This is a genomic window from Paenibacillus amylolyticus (assembly GCF_036894225.1).
In the GTDB taxonomy this organism is placed as follows: domain Bacteria; phylum Bacillota; class Bacilli; order Paenibacillales; family Paenibacillaceae; genus Paenibacillus; species Paenibacillus amylolyticus.
Genome location: NZ_CP145892.1, coordinates 4,100,698 through 4,119,108, shown reverse-complemented (window position 1 = coordinate 4,119,108; position 18,411 = coordinate 4,100,698). Strand labels below are relative to the sequence as shown.

The window sequence follows — 18,411 nt, the reverse complement described above, 5'->3', positions numbered from 1 at the left end:
GTCCGTCTTAGGACTAACAATATCAACAAAAGAAGGAGAGATTCGAATGATTAATCGACAAGGGTTTCCGGAAGGTTTTCTATGGGGCGGCGCTATTGCCGCTAACCAGGCTGAAGGTGGATTTGACGCTGGCGGCAAAGGATGGTCGACAGCCGACATGGTTCCTTATTTTGAGAAAAAGGACTACACCAACCTTAGAGAACTGATGCATGTTACCAGTGCAACGGTTGAGAAAGCAATGGCACATCACAGTGCAGAAGGTTATCCGAAGCGTTACGGGATTGATTTTTACCATCGTTTCAAAGAAGATATTGCGCTGTTCGCAGAGTTGGGCTTCAAGACATTCCGTCTGTCCATCAACTGGCCGCGTATTTTCCCAAATGGTTATGATGCCGAGCCCAATGAAGAGGGACTGCGTTTCTATGACGAAGTGTTCGATGAGCTCCGGAAATACGATATCGAACCACTGGTAACACTCTCGCATTACGAGATGCCTATGGCACTTGTCCTGAAATATAACGGCTGGGCTGGTCGCGAAGTGATTGGACACTTTGTGAGATATGCGGAAACCGTGATGAATCGATACAAGGACAAAGTCAAATACTGGTTGACGTTTAATGAGATTAACACAACGATTATTGAACCGTTCACAGGTGGCGGTATTATTGAAGACCGAGTTGAGAACACGATGCAGGCTTCTTATCAAGCACTTCATCATCAATTTGTAGCCAGCAGCCTGGTGACAGAGAAAGCACGTCAGATTAACCCGAACTTCCAGATCGGATGTATGCTTGCGCGTATGATTCACTACCCGGCGACGTCGAAGCCAGAGGATGTGCTGCAAGCACAGATCGATAATCAGCTGAACCTGCTGCATACAGATGTACAAGTTCGTGGTAGTTATCCAACGTTTATGGCTCGGTATTGGGCAGAGAACGGGATTACCATTGCCATGGAACCTGGGGACGAGCAGATCCTGCGTGAGCACACGGTTGATTTCATCTCATTCAGTTATTACACATCCTTGGTGTCCGCAGTGAACCCGGAGGAATATGGAGTAACTGGAGGTAACCTGTACAGTACGATCAAGAACCCGAATCTGGAGCGTACAGAGTGGGGCTGGCAGCTTGATCCGATCGGCCTACGCGTTGCACTGAAAGAGCTGTATGACCGTTATCAACTGCCATTGTTTGTGGTAGAGAACGGCCTTGGTGCCAAAGATACCGTTGAAGCAGACGGTTCCATCAACGATGATTACCGGATTGATTATCTGAGAAAACATATTACACAAATGAAAGAAGCCGTTATGGACGGAGTGGACCTGATGGGATATACCAACTGGGGAGCGATTGATATCATCAGTGCATCCACTTCGGAAATGTCCAAACGTTATGGCGTGATCTACGTGGATCAGGATGACAACGGACAAGGCACATTGAATCGTTATAAGAAAAAGAGCTTTGGCTGGTACCAAAAAGTCATTGCCTCGAATGGTGAGAACTTGGAATAGATTAATCTATAAAGGCACTCCGGGCGTAGCTGGTATTACGGCGCCGGGGCGCCTTTTTAATATGATCAGGTAGAATTCTCATCAACGCTATTGGCATTTCAAGGTAAAAAAGATGACTACATAACATTCTGGATGGTATACTGTGTTCGTATTGGGGGAGGGATAACCATGAAGAAGCCTATTATTGCTGTAGATATGGATGACACGATATGTCATCTGGTCAAGCGGGCTATATATCACAACAACCTCAACTTCCCGACCCATCCGTTGCGCTACGAGGATATGATTCATTGGGATACATCCCATTTGCGTCATCCAGAGAGCACGCATGATGTATTTTATGGTCGGCCGGGTCTGTTCGAGGAATTGGAGTTATACGACGAATATGTTGTAGATGAGATGCGAAAGCTGAACGATGCTTATGATGTGATTGTTGTGACGGCAGCAGAACCAAGAACAGTCGTTGAGAAGTGGAACTGGCTTCAGCAGCATATGCCTTTTATAACCGCAGAACAGTTTATTACATGCAAAAGAAAAAACCTGCTCGCTTTTGATTTGCTCATTGATGATGGAGCACATAACCTGATTCCCGCGCATGAGGACGGCAAAAAGGTCATCTGTATCCCACATCCATGGAATATACAGGAGCGTGAGCGATACAACTTTCCGTTGATGTCTTCATGGAAAGAGGCCAAGGCATACATAGATGAAGTGTTACAGGTTGTTGGTGTCTGAAAGTAAATCTTATTGTCCAGAGTGCTGTGCTCTGGATTTTTTGCGATAGGCGAGAGGTGTTTCGCCTGTTATTTTTTTGAATGCAGCATAGAATGAATCCAAATCCCGATATCCAACCAGCTCTGCAATCAGGCTGACTTTGTGCTGTGAACTCTTAAGCAGTTCACAGCTTTTTTGTATACGGAGGTGTTGCAGGTGGCCGCTAAAGTTCTGTCCGGTATGTCGCAGAAACATTCGCCCAATTTGCTTCTCGCTCCAGCCCGATACACGGACCAGATCAGACATTCGAATACGGTTGCTCACGTGTTCCTTGATATAGTGAAGGATGTAATCAAAACCGGTGGAATGATGCTCTTCATCATGATCCTTTTGATAAAGTTGTCTGTAGGTCATCAATACCAACTGGCTTACCAAGGTGTATAACATGGTAGACGAACCGATTCCCGGAACGGAGGATTCACGGTACAGCTTCACCATTAGTTCTTCAATCCGGTCGTTGTGATCCACAACGGATATATAAGGAACCTGATTTTGTTCCAGATCCATCAGATGTTGAATGATTTCTTTTTCCTGAATGATTGCTGTCAGCGTGTGGATCAATTCAGCATTAAATAAGCAATTATATATAATTAACGGATGCTCGGTTACGTTGGTGCTGACAGGACGAAAGACATGAGGAACGCCGACAGGAATGACAAACAGCATCCCCTTTGTCACCGGAATGACATCTTCACCGATATGATGAAAGCCCTTTCCTTCGGCAACGTAGCTATATTCAATAAAATCATGTGCGTGAAAAGGAAGCACAAAATCTTCAGAGCAACGATTGACAAAAAGTTGCAAATGATTATGCAGAAAGTATTCACTTTTCATGAGTTGTACAGATGAATTCACAAGCAACCTCCTCGCACAGATGGCTGAATCACCGGATGAAATAGTCCTGATTACCGGGTATTTAGGGCAACAGGATCGATATAATTATATCGTAACCCCGAATGGGAAGCCAAGATGGAAAGGACGATCTGCTAATGTTCAACGTTAGTCACCTTCGCTGTGAGTATAGAATTAATCCGATAGGCCTTGATGTCAAATCACCGCGTTTAAGCTGGCAGCTGCAATCCGATCGTCGGAACTGCATGCAATCCGCTTACCAGATTCAGCTGTCATTGACGGAAGATTTTGATGGAATTGCATGGGATTCTGGCGAGATAAGTACGGATCAATCCATACATGTGGAATTAAACCATTTTCAACCTTCTCCACAGACGCGATACTATTACCGGATTCAGGCATGGGATGATGCAGGAAATGATTCGGGCTGGTCCGAATCGGCTTATTTCGAGATGGGGCTTATGGATAGTCATAACAAGTGGCAAGCAGAATGGATCACAGCTCAACCATCAGATGATGGAGATACGTCATGCCCGCGTATGCGCAAGCAGTTTAATGTGAAACAACCTGTTACTTCTGCCCGCATATATGTTACAGCACTTGGATTATACGAGTTGCATATGAACAACACAAGAGTAGGAGAAGATTATTTTACACCTGGTTGGACCTCTTATCGTAAGCGATTACAATATCAAACCTATGATGTTACCCACCTGCTTCAGGATGGACAGAATACTTTAGGTGCTAATCTGGGAGATGGCTGGTACCGAGGATATCTTGGCTGGAACAAAGAACGGGAGATATTTGGTTCAACGTCCGCATTGCTGCTGGAACTGCATATGAAATATGAAGATGGTTCGGAGGAATGTATTCTATCCAATGGGGAGTGGACGGCTGCTCCTAGTGCCATTCGCATGTCGGACATCTATATGGGGGAGACGTATGATGCACAAATGGAGTCCGACTGGTCGGATTCATCTCAGACGAATTGGTCACCCGTGAACGTACTGGATCATCCCAAAGATATCATCGTTGCTCAGGAGAACGTACCCGTTACCCAAGTAGAACAGCTACAGCCAATCGCCTTGTTAACAACCCCACAGGGAGATCGTGTAGTAGACATGGGGCAGAATATGGTGGGATGGGTGAGATTCAGCATTCAAGGTGAGGCGGGTCAGACGGTTGAGCTGCACCATGCTGAGATATTGGATCATGAAGGCAACTTTTACACCGATAATCTTCGCGCCGCCAAGCAGTGTATTCGCTACACGTGCAAGGGGGATGGCGTGGAATCATTTGAACCACATTTTACGTTCCAAGGGTTCCGCTATGTGAAGCTGGTTGGCTTTCCGGAACACGTTCGTCTGGATGAATTCACCGGAATCGTACTGCACTCGAATATGGAGCAAACAGGTCAGTTCTCATGCTCCAGTCCGCTGGTAAACCAACTGCATCACAATATATTGTGGGGGCAAAAGGGGAATTTCCTGGATGTGCCGACAGACTGTCCACAGAGGGATGAACGGCTCGGATGGACCGGGGATGCACAGATGTTTGTCCGCACGTCCTCCTACCTGATGAATACGGCTCCCTTCTTCACAAAATGGCTGCGGGATCTGGAAGCGGATCAGGGAGAAGATGGAGGTATTCCATTCTTCGTTCCAGATCTGAGAGGTTCCACCTCAGAAGGGTGGGGAGACACCAGTCATTCCTCAGCCGCTTGGGGGGATGCAGCAGTTATCTGTCCTTGGACCATCTATGAGATGTATGGGGATGCCAGATTATTGGCCGAACAATATGAGAGTATGAAACAGTGGATCGAGTATATTCATGTGCAGGGTGACAATCCGTATCTGTGGAACACGGGATTCCACTTTGGCGATTGGCTGGGACTGGACTCCAAGCCTGATAGTTATGTTGGCGCAACGGACACGGATTATGTGGCATCTGCCTTCTATGCCTATTCGGTTTCGTTAACTCAAAAAGCGGCTGAGGTCCTTGGAAAGACAGATGATGCTGAATATTTCAAGGAGTTGCACACAAACATTGTTCATGCGTTTAGAAATGAATTCGTGACTCCAGCTGGGAAAATTGCTGTTCCTACGCAAACAGCACATGTTCTTGCGCTTCAATTTGACCTGCTGGACGCGACTGCCCGCACTCGTGCTGTTGATCAATTGGCAAAACTCGTGAAAGAGGCGGGCAATCATCTTACTACAGGTTTCGTGGGCACACCTTATCTGAATCCGGTATTGAGTGATGCAGGTCTTCACGACCTGGCTTATACATTACTTTTTCAAGAGGATTATCCGTCCTGGCTATATCAGGTGACTCAAGGCGCAACGACCGTCTGGGAACATTGGGATGGGATAAAAGAGGATGGCAGTCTCTGGAGTGCTGATATGAACTCATTTAACCACTATGCGTACGGAGCGATTGGAGAATGGTTGTATCGTTACGTTGCCGGCATTCGGTCCGATGAACATCAGCCAGGATTCCGAATGGTGCATATCGAGCCGCAACCCGGACCTGGACTGGATTGGGTGGAAGCGAGTCTGGAGACGATGTATGGTCATGTTGCTTCAAGCTGGCACCGGTTGGCGGATGGTAAAATGGATATACGGGTGCATATTCCCGCCAACACGAGAGGTACGGTACGTCTTCCTGGAGCAGGTGCACAGATCGTTCTGGAAAAAGGGAAACCGTTGGATCAGTTGGATCAGATAAGTGGAGTTCAGGATATTCAAAACATTGGAGACGATGTTGAAGTCACACTTGGATCTGGAAGTTACCAATTTACGTACAAAGACACGGATGCGAAAAAGGATCGGGATGTTCAGGAGGCTACATTGACAGAGTCCGTATAATGATAGAATAAGTGGTAAGATGTACACTTGAAGAGGATCTGCACACACGCAGGTCCTTTTTCGAACTTGTTGAGAGTAAATTTGTAGTATTTGAACAATGAAAGGAGCATGACCATGGCAAAACCTGCATTCAAAGATGCACCTTTACGTAGTGAAATAGAGGATTTGGCTAAGCAACAGGATCACCACACATTGGCCTGTTGGGCTGCGGAGTGTGCGGCACGTGTCTTGTATATATTTGAGAAGAAGACGGAGGATCTCCGCGCACGTGATGCCATTGATGCAGGAAGAGGTTGGATCCGTGGAGAGATTGCCATGGTTGATGCACGAAAGGCGGCTTTTGCAGCTCATGCTGCTGCACGGGAAGCCGATCATGTCGCTGCCTCTGCTGCCTCTCGTGCGGCGGGACACGCAGCTGCAACGGCCCATGTCAAAGGCCATGCGGTACATGCCGCAACCTATGCAGTGAAAGCTATCTTTTATGACTCTCTGATGGAAGAACAAGAACGTCGTGTCTTGGAAGAGAGAACGTGGCAATATCAATATCTGTTGGGAGGGTGTAATGATAATGGGGAAAGAACACGTTAGATTAATTAAACCATCACGAGCATATAAGGAAGCGTATTTGGCATTTTATGAAGACTGGGTCAGAAGTGGAGAATTGATGGTACCTTGGGTCATTTCCAAAGATCCTTATGCGTTCGATGAGATGTTGGCATTTTTGCAACGCAATGAACAAGGGATCGACATCCCGGAGGGCTGGGTCAAAGACAGTACATATTGGCTGGTCACGGAGAGTCAACAAATCGTGGGTGCTGTGAATATAAGGCATGAGCTTAACGACAAATTGTTCAACAGTGGAGGACATATTGGATATGGTATTCGTCCAGGAGAGCGGCACAATGGCTATGGTTCCGAAATTCTCAGGCTTTCTTTGGAGAAAACGAGAGAGCTTGGAATCACCAAAGTATTGATCGTATGTGATGCGGTTAATGAGCCTTCCAGAAGGGTTATCCTTCGAAATGGTGGCATTCGGGATGAAGACTATGTGGAGTCCAATGGCAACGTTGTTGAACGATTCTGGATAGAGAATGTCGAATAATGCAGAATAATGATGAAATAAAACGAAAATAATATGGATTATGATTGTATTACCCTCGTGTGCTGATTAAAATGAAGCATAGAATCTGGATTGCGGCCGGAAACTATCATCCCATATCAGGCACAAGTGAGGTTATCTTTATGAATCAACCGGTTAATCGGCCCCGGCGAATTGAGTATCTGGATCTCTATCGTGCTTTTGCCATCATGGCAGTGGTAGCTATTCATGCAACTTCAACAGCAGTTGCGCATTACCCCAAGCATACATTAGATCATGATGTGTATTATTTCTGGAACACGTTTTTGCAATTTGCCGTTCCAGCGTTTCTGTTCCTGTCCTCCCTGGTCTTGTTCTACAACTACAGCTCCAAGGTGAATGAGAAGGGTTGGATGCTCGCTTTTTATAAAAAGCGTTTATTTAATGTATTTGTTCCCTATGTGGTGTGGTCCCTTATCTATTTTGCCATTAAACAGTTGCTTGCGGGCAAAGAACCTTTGACCCATGGTGTTCAATTTGCCAAACAATTAGTGATGGGAACCGCTCATACGCACTTGTACTTTTTTCTGATTATTCTTCAATTCTATGTCGTTTTTCCATGGCTTCTGTCCCTTACACGCCATCGTTTGTTTAATCGGTACTTGCCATTATTTTTTATTGCGGGCCAAGCGATCTTCTATGCTCTACATTTGCAGTTTCACTTCGAACGGACAGGAAGTTTGTTACCCAGTTATCTGATCGTGATTGGATTTGGCGCATGGGTTGGGTTGAACTTTGAGTGGGCATTGAACAAACTGTATACTCACCGTTATGTGCTCATAGCTGCGTTGTTAGGTGGAGGTGCCATTTTTATATATGGTAATGCTTATATCAAAACCGCTTTTGCTGCATACCCGGTTATAACCTATACCGTGCTGTTCCTGTTCCGTAATCTGTTTACCTTGTCAGCCTGCTTGCTCCTGTTGATCTTCAGTGAACGAATGGGCACAGGAAAACATACCGAGGTTCGAAAAGCTACGCGTATTCTGGACTCCTTGGGTACAGTTGCGTTCGGTGTATTTTTAATGCATCCACTCGTACTGCTCTTCTGGAGACGTGAATTCACAGATGACCTGGCTCGGCATTTCAGCGTGGGCATCATACTATCTTATATTGTGGCGCTCCTGGTCTCATGGATCTGCGCAATGGGATTGCGGCGGATGAAGTGGGGATGGGTACTGATCGGACGGTAAGTATAAATAAACATATGTAATTTAAGATAAGAGATTTCAAGCCCTCACGCCTTGAGGGAATCACTTGAAACCTCTTTTTTATTTGCCCTAAAGAAGGTATTATAGAGTTTAATGTCCATAAAATTGAATTAATGGAATGAACACTACCTTGTCAGGAGTGATCAACTTTGGTCCGCAGGCTGTGGGCAAAATGACGGTTGGGCAAGAACTGGAGAAGATAACAAAGCTTAAATTGTTTCATAACCATATGACCATTGAATTGGTGTCTCCTTATTTCAGCTATGGAACACCACAAGGCAAACGACTGGTTAATCTGTTCCGTCAAGAGATTTTTGAAGAAGTGGCGAAGAGTGATTTGCCGGGTCTGATTTTTACTTTTGTATGGGCGTTTGATTTGGCGAAAGACGGAGAGTACATTCGTCAAATCAGCGAGTTATTCGAATCTAATGGAGGACAGGTCTGTTATGTGGAACTGGAGGCTGATCCATCGGAAAGATTGGAGCGCAATAAAAGTCCGCATCGCTTGCTGCATAAGCCAACCAAGCGTGACATCGCGTGGTCTGAGCGAGATTTGCTTGATACGATGAAGCTTTATCGATTGAATTCGGAACCGGGAGAAATCAAGCATGAGCACTACATAAGGATTGATAACACACACAAGAGCCCGGATGAAGTGGCAAAGTTAATTCAGGAACGATTTAATTTGTAATCTGAGAAACGTCTAACTTAGCAAAGTAGATACTTTATATGAGAGGGGCACTACATCATCATGTACTTTGTTTTATTTTTGATCATAGGACTTGTTTTATGTTATCTGATCCCATTTGGTCCAATAGTGGCCGGGGGCATTATTTTTGCACTTGTTGTAGACCAATACCGCCAGACGATGCATATGCGTGATGATATCCGGGATATCAAGAATCATCTGGGGTTAATGAACAAAGGCGAGGCGCAAGAGTACGAGATCGATAAGCAATTTAAAGATGTCGATCGTTTGAGTTTAGAAGAAATGAACATGATTAATCGAAGAATCGAAGCAGAGCTGGAGAAAGAAAGCAAAAACAATAAACCGTGAATCCCTGTAAAATAATTCTTGATTTGCTCACTCCTGTGAGTATATTTACCTAGATCAGGAGTCATGCTAATTCGATATTAACTTTTTGTTGCACTGTGTAGAAATTTGTAATAATATGAGGGAAGCGCGTACAACATATCGGGTTGTAACTGTTGAATCAGGCAAAGCCGTATACCTTGAGAAAAGGGATTGGTTTGTCTTTTTCTGTATATTGGAGTGATAAAGTGAAAATCGAGAAGGTGCTGAACAATAATGCTGTAGTTGCAATGAATGACGAGCAGGAAGTTATTATCATTGGCCGGGGGATTGCTTATCAGAAGCGGGCGGGTGATATGGTTTCCGAGCAGCATATCGACAAGATATTTACTTTACAGAATGAAGATATTCAGGAAAACTTCAAGGCATTAATCTCAAGCATTCCTCTGGAATACATGAAAGTATCCGAGGAAATCATCGCTTACGCCAAATTAAAACTTGGCAAGAAATTAAATGAGAGCATTTACTTACATCTCACAGACCATATTCACTTTGCCATTGAGCGGTATCGCAAGAATCTGCCCATACGCAACGGTTTAATCTGGGAGACAAAGCAGTTATACAAAGAGGAATATGAAGTCGGAATGGAAGCGCTCAATATGATCTGTGATCAGTTTGGTGTGATCTTGCCCGAGGACGAAGCCGGTTTTATGGCACTTCACTTTGTCAATGCAGCTTTGAACGAGGAAATGCCCAACATCAAGAGTATGACGCAGGTCATGCAGGAAATCTTGACAATCATCAAGTATCATTTCAAGATTGATTTTGATGAGAACTCACTGACATTTTATCGCTTTGTGACGCATTTGAAGTTTTTCGCCCAACGTTTGGTGAAGGGAAAACATTACAAGAGCAACAACGATGATGAATTGTTCCTGATGATTCAGAAAAAGTATCCAGCAGCGCACAAGTGCTCGGAGAAAATCAAGAAATTCATTGAAAGCAACTACACGTATCAACTAACTGACGAAGAATTGATGTACTTAACGATTCATATTGAGAGAGTTGTGAATGCAACTTCTGAATAATCCCATAGATCAGCTTGCAGGGTTGCAACCACTAGGGCAAAACCTGAACGCTTGAATGACTGAACATACCGTTAACCGGGTGTTCCATACATTCAGATGTTCAGGTTTTTTTATTCTCTCCAATATGCTTTGAATCCGTGTCTAGCCAGAAAGGAAGAAAAGACTTCATGAAACACGAGCAATTAGCCAAAGACATTCTGTCTGGCGTTGGTGGAAAACAGAACATTAACAGCGTGGTGCACTGTGCGACCAGACTTCGTTTCAAATTAAAAAATGACAATAATGCCAAAACAGACGAACTCAAAAATCTGCCTGGAATCATAACGGTAATGCAAAGCGGGGGGCAATACCAGGTAGTTGTGGGTAACGAAGTGTCTGATGTTTATAAAGCCTTGTTACAGGTGGGTAATATGAATGCGGATGAACCGGTCTCAAGTGATGATTCAGAATCTTCCGGTAAAAAAGAGAGTCTCTTGGGTCAGTTTATCGACTTGATCTCAGGTGTCTTTACACCAATTCTCGGATTGCTAGCTGCAACAGGGATGATCAAAGGTTTCCTGTCCATGTTTACTTCTCTCGAATGGTTGGACCCGTCTTCAGGAACATATCAATTGTTGAATGCTGCAGGTGACTGTCTATTCTACTTCTTCCCGATCTTCCTGGGTTACACAGCTATGAAAAAATTCGGTGGATCTCCATTCCTCGGGATGGCTATCGGAGCATCACTTGTATATCCGACCTTATCTGGTCTTAGTGGTGGGGAACCGCTCTATACGCTGTTTGCAGGCACATTGTTTGAATCACCGATTCATATCACGTTCCTGGGTATTCCCGTTATCTTGATGAGTTATTCCTCATCCGTCATTCCGATTATTATTGCTGCTTATTTTGGAGCAAAGGTAGAAGCATTCTTCAAAAAGATCATTCCATCTGTTGTGAGAACGTTCCTCACGCCATTCTTTACAATTCTGATTGTTGTCCCTGTAACATTCCTCTTGATTGGTCCAATTGCGACATGGGCAAGTCAGCTGATTGGTGCCGGGGTATCGGGTATCTATGACTTGAGTCCGTTGGTGACTGGTATTGTTGTTGGTGGATTGTGGCAAGTATTGGTTATCTTCGGGTTACACTGGGGTATCGTACCAATCATGCTGCTGAATCTGTCCACACTGAAAGCAGATCCGATTCTGGCTATGATGTTTGCTGCTTCCTTTGCTCAGATTGGTGCTGTTCTTGGCGTTATGCTTAAAACGAAAAATACCAAACTCAAATCACTGGGTGTTCCTGCCTTTGTGTCCGGGATTTTTGGTGTAACTGAGCCTGCTATTTATGGACTTACTTTGCCATTGAAAAAACCATTTATTATGAGTTGTATTGCTTCTGCAACCGCTGGTGGTATTATTGGCTTCGCTGGCTCCAAAATGTTTGTATTTGCTTCAGGAATCTTTGGTGTTCCAGCGCTGATTAGTCCCACAGAGGGAATCAACTATGAATTCTGGATGGCCATGATTGCCACTATCATTGCTTTTGTACTAGGCTTTGTTCTCGTTTATTTTGTAGGATTCAAAGATCCTGCTAATCCAGAGGCTGCCAAACAGGCTCCAGAGCCAGTAAAAGAAGAGAAGGCTGCACTTGAGCCTAATCCAAACAATCGCTACGAAATTGCCAGCCCGATGACGGGTGAGGTAGTTCCTTTGCAAGAAATTAATGATGCTACATTTGCTGGTGAACATATGGGTAAAGGGATTGCTATTCGCCCAACCAGTGGGAGAGTTGTATCCCCGATTAATGGTGTGGTACAGACGATTTATCGTACCAAACATGCAATTGGACTTGTAGATGATCAAGGTGTAGAGATTTTGATCCATATCGGTCAGGATACGGTACAGCTCAAAGGTCAACATTTCACTGCACATGTGAAAGATGGGGATCGTGTGAGTGTTGGCGATCTGATCGTTGAATTCGATCTGCAGGCCATTATTGAGGCGGGATATGAGACCGTAACACCGATTATTGTAACGAATACGGCTGATTATTTGGACGTGGTTGCTACAACAAGTCGTGAAGTGCAAGAAAAGGATAAATTGGTTACGGTTATTGGTTAATTCTGCTTTAGTGCGTATTTTATTAATCTGAGCATTAGCTCTATAGAGACCACTTTGATGTTTTCGAAGTGGTCTCTTTTTTTCATTTTCGGTCACTCAAATGTATTTGTGAAATTAATAAAAATAAGTGTTGCAAACGTAGTTCAGATGTACTATGATGAGTTCAAGAAGTAAGCGCATACATCAATCGGATTGTAACTGTTCAATCAGGCAATGCCGACCATCCTCAGTTCAGAGGGTATGGAATGTAACTTACTTTCGTTATCCAAATAATTAAATACCAATGTGTACAGCCTTACAGGGTTGCAACCGTTAAGGGCAAAACCTGAATTGCTGAATAACACGACTGATTTCCGGACGATCCGGTATGTTGTGTATGTTCAGTGGTTCAGGTTTTATTTGTTTCAAAAGTCATGGGGAGTCTACTTAGAGAGGGAGAATTACAATGAGCAACTACGATCAATTGGCTAAGGACATTCTGGCACGTGTAGGTGGTCGCGAGAACGTAAATAGTGTATTCCATTGCGTAACAAGACTGCGGTTTAAACTGAAAAATGAAAGCGTAGCCAAAACAGAAGAACTTAAAAATCTGCCAGGTGTTATTACCGTTATGCAAAGTGGTGGACAATATCAAGTTGTTATCGGCAACGAAGTGCCGGATGTATATAAAGCAGTCGTTAAAGTAGGGAATTTCCCAAGTGAAGGACAAGTGGAAGAGGAAACGGACAACTCAGGCAAAAAAGTAGGGTTGTTCAGCCGATTTATCGACATGATCTCGGGTGTGTTCACACCACTACTCGGTTTGCTGGCTGCCACAGGTATGATCAAAGGTTTTAACGAGATGTTTGTAGCCTTTGGCTGGATAACTCAGGATTCCGGAACGTATCAATTATTGAAAGCAACGGGGGACTGTCTGTTCTACTTCTTCCCGATCTTCCTGGGTTACACTGCGATCAAGAAGTTTGGCGGTTCACCGTTCCTGGGTATGGCGATAGGTGCATCTCTTGTTTATCCGACATTGGGCGGTCTTAAGGCAGGAGATCCACTGTACACCTTGTTTACAGGTACATTGTTTGAATCACCTATCCACATTACGTTCCTGGGTATGCCGGTTATCTTGATGGACTACGCTTCATCGGTTATCCCAATCATTATAGCGACATTTGTAGCTGTAAAATTAGAAAGATTCTTCAAGAACGTTATTCCGAAAGTGGTAAGCACATTCCTTGTTCCCTTTTTCACCTTGCTTGTAATTGTTCCAGCGACTTTTTTGGTCATTGGTCCAATCTCCACATGGGCAGGACAATTGATTGGCGCGGGAGCTACTAATATTTATGAATTAAGTCCTATTGTTACAGGATTGATTATCGGTGGACTATGGCAAGTGTTTGTATTATTCGGACTTCACTGGGGACTGGTTCCGGTTGCATTATTAAATCTTAGTACGTCAGGCGCTGATCCGGTTATCGCAATGTCATTTGCTGCTTCTTTTGCTCAAATCGGTGCTGTACTTGCCGTATTACTCAAAACAAAAAATACGAAAATAAAAACACTCAGTGTACCAGCATTTATCTCCGGTATATTTGGAGTAACAGAGCCTGCGATCTATGGTGTTACGCTTCCATTGAAAAAACCGTTTATTATGAGTTGTATTGCTGGGGGGATCGGAGGCGGTATTCTCGGTTATGCAGGTTCGAAGATATACATGATTGGCGGACTTGGCGTATTCGGTTATCCAACTTTTATTAATAAAGAAACAGGATTAGACTTCGCGTTCTACATGGCTATAGTTGCTTCATTGATTGCATTCGTTCTTGGTTTCGTATTGACGTATGTGGTTGGATTCAAAGATCCGGTGGAAAAAGTAGCTGCACCTGCACCAGTACTTGATCCAAATCCGAACAGCAGATACGAAATCGTCAGCCCAATGGCTGGTGAAGTTGTTGCACTGAACGAAATTAATGACGTAACGTTTGCAGGAGAGCACATGGGTAAAGGGATTGCAATTCGTCCAACCAGTGGTAGAGTGGTATCTCCAATCACAGGTGTTGTTCAAACCGTATATCGTACCAAACACGCCATTGGTCTTGTAAGCGATGATGGTGTAGAGATGCTGATCCATATTGGACAGGATACGGTCAAGCTGAAAGGTCAACATTTTACAACCCATGTGAAAGATGGAGACCGTGTTAACGCAGGTGACCTGATTGTTGAGTTTGATCTGCAAGCCATTAAGGATGCAGGGTATGAGACGGTTACACCGATCATTGTGACTAATACTTCAAATTATCTGGACGTTGTAGGAACAAAAGATGCATCCGTTCATGAGAAAGATAAATTGATCACGATATTAAGCTAATTCAAACTAAGACTGGTTAAGGAGGAACTCCTCAATGAATGAAAAGTTTACAGCCTTCCCGGAGAATTTTCTCTGGGGAGGAGCAACCGCAGCGAATCAATTGGAAGGTGCTTATCTGGAAGGTGGCAAAGGTTTAACAACGGTAGATCTGATTCCGATTGGTGCCAATCGATGGAATATTGCTCTGGGTAACCTGGATTCATATGAACCAAAAACAGGGGAATTCTATCCTTCACATGAAGCCATTGACTTCTATCATCGATATAAGGAAGATATTGCGTTATTTGCAGAAATGGGATTTAAGTGCCTCAGACTTTCGATAGCCTGGGCACGGATTTTCCCTAATGGTGATGAAGCGGAGCCAAACGAAGCAGGCTTGCAATTTTATGATGATGTCTTTGATGAGTTATTAAAATACAACATTGAACCTGTCGTGACGATCTGCCATTTCGATGTACCTGTACATCTGGTCGAGACTTACGGCGGGTGGAAGAATCGTAAGATGATTGGTTTCTTTGAGAAATATGCGACGACGCTATTCAATCGATACAAGAATAAAGTGAAATACTGGATGACGTTTAATGAGATCAACATGTTGCTGCATCTTCCGTATATTGGAGCGGGAATTGTCCTTCAGGATGGTGAAAACAAAGATCAGGTTCTGTATCAGGCAGCACATCATGAATTAGTAGCGAGTGCACTTGCTGTTAAGGCTTGTCATGAGATCATTCCGGATGCACAGATTGGATGTATGTTAGCCGCTGGAATGGTGTATCCATACAGCTCTAATCCGGATGATGTATGGAAAGCCATGGAGAAAGATCGCGAGTCATTCTTCTTCATCGACGTGCAGTCGAAGGGAACATATCCAGGTTATACGAAAAGATTTTTCAGGGAAAATGACATTCGGATTGACATGCAACCGGAAGACGCAGATATCTTGATGCAGAACACGGTCGATTATATCGGTTTTAGCTATTATGCAAGCCGGTGCACCAGTACAGACCCTGAGATTTTGAAAGATTCGACAGAAGGCAATGTATTTGGTTCGGTGAAGAACCCTTATCTGCAAGCTTCCGAGTGGGGGTGGACCATTGATCCTAAGGGGCTTCGAATTACACTTAATCAACTGCATGACCGCTATGGCAAACCTTTGTTTATCGTAGAAAATGGACTTGGAGCAACCGATGTGTTGTTAGACAATGACTCCGTAGAAGATGACTATCGCATCGAATATTTGAATAGTCATTTTGCCGAGATGGCTGAAGCGATTCAAGACGGTGTAGAGCTCATAGGTTACACAAGCTGGGGACCGATTGACCTGGTCAGTGCGGGTACCGGAGAGATGAAGAAACGTTATGGCTATATCTATGTAGACCGAAATAATGATGGTACGGGCACACTTCGCAGAGTGAAAAAGAAGAGTTTTCACTGGTACAAAGATGTCATTGCGAGTAATGGCGCACAATATTTCTGATACAAGATGTCCGACGCTATAGAATAAACAAAGAGCAGTCTCGTTATTATGGGATTGCTCTTTGTTTATGAGGGGATGAATTTGACCCATGATGTGGCTTTCAGATATAATAGAAAAATTAAGAGAATCTTGTCACTTAAGAAGGGAGGAGCATCCACTCATGAAGAAAAAATCACTTGCGTTTATATCTTCGGGATATGGATACTCCACTGCTGTCTTTTTCTAGAATCTATTCCAAGGGTGAAGTCTGCCCAAAATCGGAAGAAAACTAGGAAATAACGCAGAAAAATCTTAAGAATGATGAGGTAATCCAGATGAATATTGACAAAATTACTAGAAAAAATCCAGAAAATATGCCAGCTCCTGTAGGTCAGTACACGCATATTACAAGAATTCCGAGGAATGCAGAGTTATTTGTGACTTCGGGTCAAATTGGAGCAGATCATAATGGACTCTTTCCAGAGAGTCTGAATGAGCAAGTCACGAATACATTTAATAATATTAAAACAGTGCTCGAATCTGAGCGCTTAGATGCTGAACATATTATCAAAGTGAACGTATGGGCAACCGAGGAAATCGATTGGGATTTCTTATATGCCGAGTGGGGACAATTATTTAGTACGGATTATCCTGCAATGACGATTGGATATATTACGGCGTTAGGTCTACCAGAGATTAAAATTGAAATAGAGCTTTGGGCAGCAAAAGTATAACATCGAATACTTTTTAACCAAACGAAGGAGCATCTCACTTACAGATGCCCCTTCGTTTTTTAATTTGTGAAAAATGGAAAGGATATGCCTGTGTGCAATCATGAGCGATAGTAGGTGTATTATGGCACCTGCAAGCTCTGATAAGCATTCAGTCGACCATATGTCCAGTAGATCCCGGAGCCTGATACTGGATCAGAAGCGAAACACAGCGCGTCCCGAATCTGAGCATTTGTTTTCCCTTGTGCAGAGAGAAGTGCAGCCACTCCAGCCACATGAGGGGCAGCCATGGATGTCCTGCTAAGGTAGGCATAGGAACCACCCAGGTATGTGGATAGAATGGTATCACCCGGTGCAGCCATATCCACCCAGGAACCATAGTTGGAGAAATTGGATTTGAGATCGGAAGGGTTGGTTGAAGCGACAGCAATCACATTGGGATACGATGCGGGTACGATTGGGAATGAAGTGTTATCATTACCGGCTGCGGCAATAATCACAGTTCCTCGATCCCAAGCATACTGTACGGCAGCTTGAAGGAAAGCATTTCCCATCGGCCCACCAAGGCTCAGGTTAACAACCTGAACACCGTTATTGGCAGCAAAGACAAGCCCGTTACCTACATTACCTAACGTTCCTTGCCCGGTGTTATCCAGTACCCGGAGCGGAATGATGGATGCGAGCGGTGCAGCGCCTGCGATGCCCACACCATTGTTGGTAACGGAGGCAGCGATCCCGGCTACATGGGTGCCGTGACCGTTCCCGTCCTCAGGAATGTTATCATAATCAACATAATCATAACCGGGGAGGAGCTTGGAGGCCAATTCTGGATGGTTTAGCTGTACACCGGTGTCGATAATGGCGATTTTGACAGAGCTGTTACTCTGAGTAATATCCCATGCAGCGGGTGCATTGATTTTGGACAGGTTATACTGATAAGGAAAGAAAGGGTCATTAGGAGTGAAGGATGCCTCAACGAGGTAATTCGGCTCTGCATGTTCAATAAGCTCATGATCTTTGTAATGTTTCAGAATTCTGTGCATTTTTTTGCGGGATTCCACACGGTACCATCCTAAATCTTCATAGGTCTCAGCGACCTTACATCTCCCTTTTTTGTGAAGGGTGTGCATCTCATCCTCGGTTGTACCTTCCTTGAATTTGACGAAGAGCTGCTTGGGAGCGTGAGGATGAAACTTGCTCTCGGCAAGTTGGTCCAGATAACGATACACGAACCCGATTACTAGCAAAATGAAAGCAAAAACACCTAACCATAACCACATGAGCGTT

15 protein-coding genes are annotated in these 18,411 nt (G+C 44.1%); 13 read left to right on the top strand and 2 right to left on the bottom strand.

All coding sequences use genetic code 11. The features are described from left to right. Positions 1-46 precede the first annotated feature (46 nt). Positions 47-1,510: a glycoside hydrolase family 1 protein gene (locus V6668_RS18190; RefSeq protein ID WP_017687861.1), complete on the top strand. Its 1,464-nt coding sequence runs from the start codon at positions 47-49 to the stop codon at positions 1,508-1,510. 168 nt (positions 1,511-1,678) lie between these two features. After that, complete coding sequence (locus tag V6668_RS18185; RefSeq protein WP_047843459.1) at positions 1,679-2,245, top strand: 5' nucleotidase, NT5C type; 567 nt, start codon at positions 1,679-1,681, stop codon at positions 2,243-2,245. A 9-nt stretch (positions 2,246-2,254) separates the two neighbouring features. Here the strand turns inward: V6668_RS18185 and V6668_RS18180 are convergent, their stop codons facing one another. After that, positions 2,255-3,139: an AraC family transcriptional regulator gene (locus V6668_RS18180; RefSeq protein WP_053061602.1), complete on the bottom strand. Its 885-nt coding sequence runs from the start codon at positions 3,137-3,139 to the stop codon at positions 2,255-2,257. A 134-nt stretch (positions 3,140-3,273) separates the two neighbouring features. Here V6668_RS18180 and V6668_RS18175 point away from each other — a divergent pair, with 134 nt between their 5' ends. The 11 genes from V6668_RS18175 to V6668_RS18125 all read left to right on the top strand — a co-directional run bounded on the left by V6668_RS18175 (position 3,274) and on the right by V6668_RS18125 (position 17,127). Beyond that, on the top strand, positions 3,274-6,003 hold the full coding sequence (locus V6668_RS18175; RefSeq protein ID WP_338706359.1) for a family 78 glycoside hydrolase catalytic domain: 2,730 nt from the start codon (positions 3,274-3,276) through the stop codon (positions 6,001-6,003). 114 nt (positions 6,004-6,117) lie between these two features. After that, positions 6,118-6,591 (top strand): putative immunity protein, encoded by a 474-nt coding sequence (locus V6668_RS18170; RefSeq protein ID WP_076250096.1) that lies wholly within the window; start codon positions 6,118-6,120, stop codon positions 6,589-6,591. Beyond that, positions 6,566-7,105, top strand: coding sequence for a GNAT family N-acetyltransferase (locus tag V6668_RS18165; RefSeq protein WP_076250098.1), 540 nt, complete (start codon positions 6,566-6,568; stop codon positions 7,103-7,105). The genes V6668_RS18170 and V6668_RS18165 overlap by 26 nt, the downstream gene beginning before the upstream one ends. Before the next feature lie 71 nt (positions 7,106-7,176). After that, a complete protein-coding gene (locus V6668_RS18160) occupies positions 7,177-8,334 on the top strand; it encodes an acyltransferase (protein ID WP_338706358.1) in 1,158 nt (385 codons plus the stop codon). 148 nt (positions 8,335-8,482) lie between these two features. Beyond that, complete coding sequence (locus V6668_RS18155) at positions 8,483-9,043, top strand: AAA family ATPase (RefSeq protein ID WP_338708970.1); 561 nt, start codon at positions 8,483-8,485, stop codon at positions 9,041-9,043. A gap of 60 nt (positions 9,044-9,103) precedes the next feature. Further along, entirely contained in the window at positions 9,104-9,409 is a 306-nt protein-coding gene (locus V6668_RS18150; RefSeq protein ID WP_338706356.1) for a hypothetical protein, read from the top strand. Positions 9,410-9,633: 224 nt separating this feature from the next. Beyond that, positions 9,634-10,473, top strand: coding sequence for a BglG family transcription antiterminator LicT (licT, locus tag V6668_RS18145; protein WP_036613486.1), 840 nt, complete (start codon positions 9,634-9,636; stop codon positions 10,471-10,473). 167 nt (positions 10,474-10,640) lie between these two features. Then, positions 10,641-12,578 (top strand): beta-glucoside-specific PTS transporter subunit IIABC, encoded by a 1,938-nt coding sequence (locus tag V6668_RS18140; protein WP_036672803.1) that lies wholly within the window; start codon positions 10,641-10,643, stop codon positions 12,576-12,578. Between the two features lie 445 nt (positions 12,579-13,023). Further along, positions 13,024-14,937: a beta-glucoside-specific PTS transporter subunit IIABC gene (locus V6668_RS18135; protein WP_338706354.1), complete on the top strand. Its 1,914-nt coding sequence runs from the start codon at positions 13,024-13,026 to the stop codon at positions 14,935-14,937. A gap of 34 nt (positions 14,938-14,971) precedes the next feature. Then, the gene (locus V6668_RS18130) at positions 14,972-16,414 is read left to right on the top strand and encodes a 6-phospho-beta-glucosidase (RefSeq protein WP_338706352.1); all 1,443 of its coding nucleotides are present in this window, start codon (positions 14,972-14,974) and stop codon (positions 16,412-16,414) included. Positions 16,415-16,728: 314 nt separating this feature from the next. Beyond that, a complete protein-coding gene (locus tag V6668_RS18125; protein ID WP_047843450.1) occupies positions 16,729-17,127 on the top strand; it encodes a RidA family protein in 399 nt (132 codons plus the stop codon). Between the two features lie 119 nt (positions 17,128-17,246). Here the strand turns inward: V6668_RS18125 and V6668_RS18120 are convergent, their stop codons facing one another. Beyond that, positions 17,247-18,404: a S8 family peptidase gene (locus V6668_RS18120; protein WP_338706351.1), complete on the bottom strand. Its 1,158-nt coding sequence runs from the start codon at positions 18,402-18,404 to the stop codon at positions 17,247-17,249. Positions 18,405-18,411: the final 7 nt, after the last annotated feature.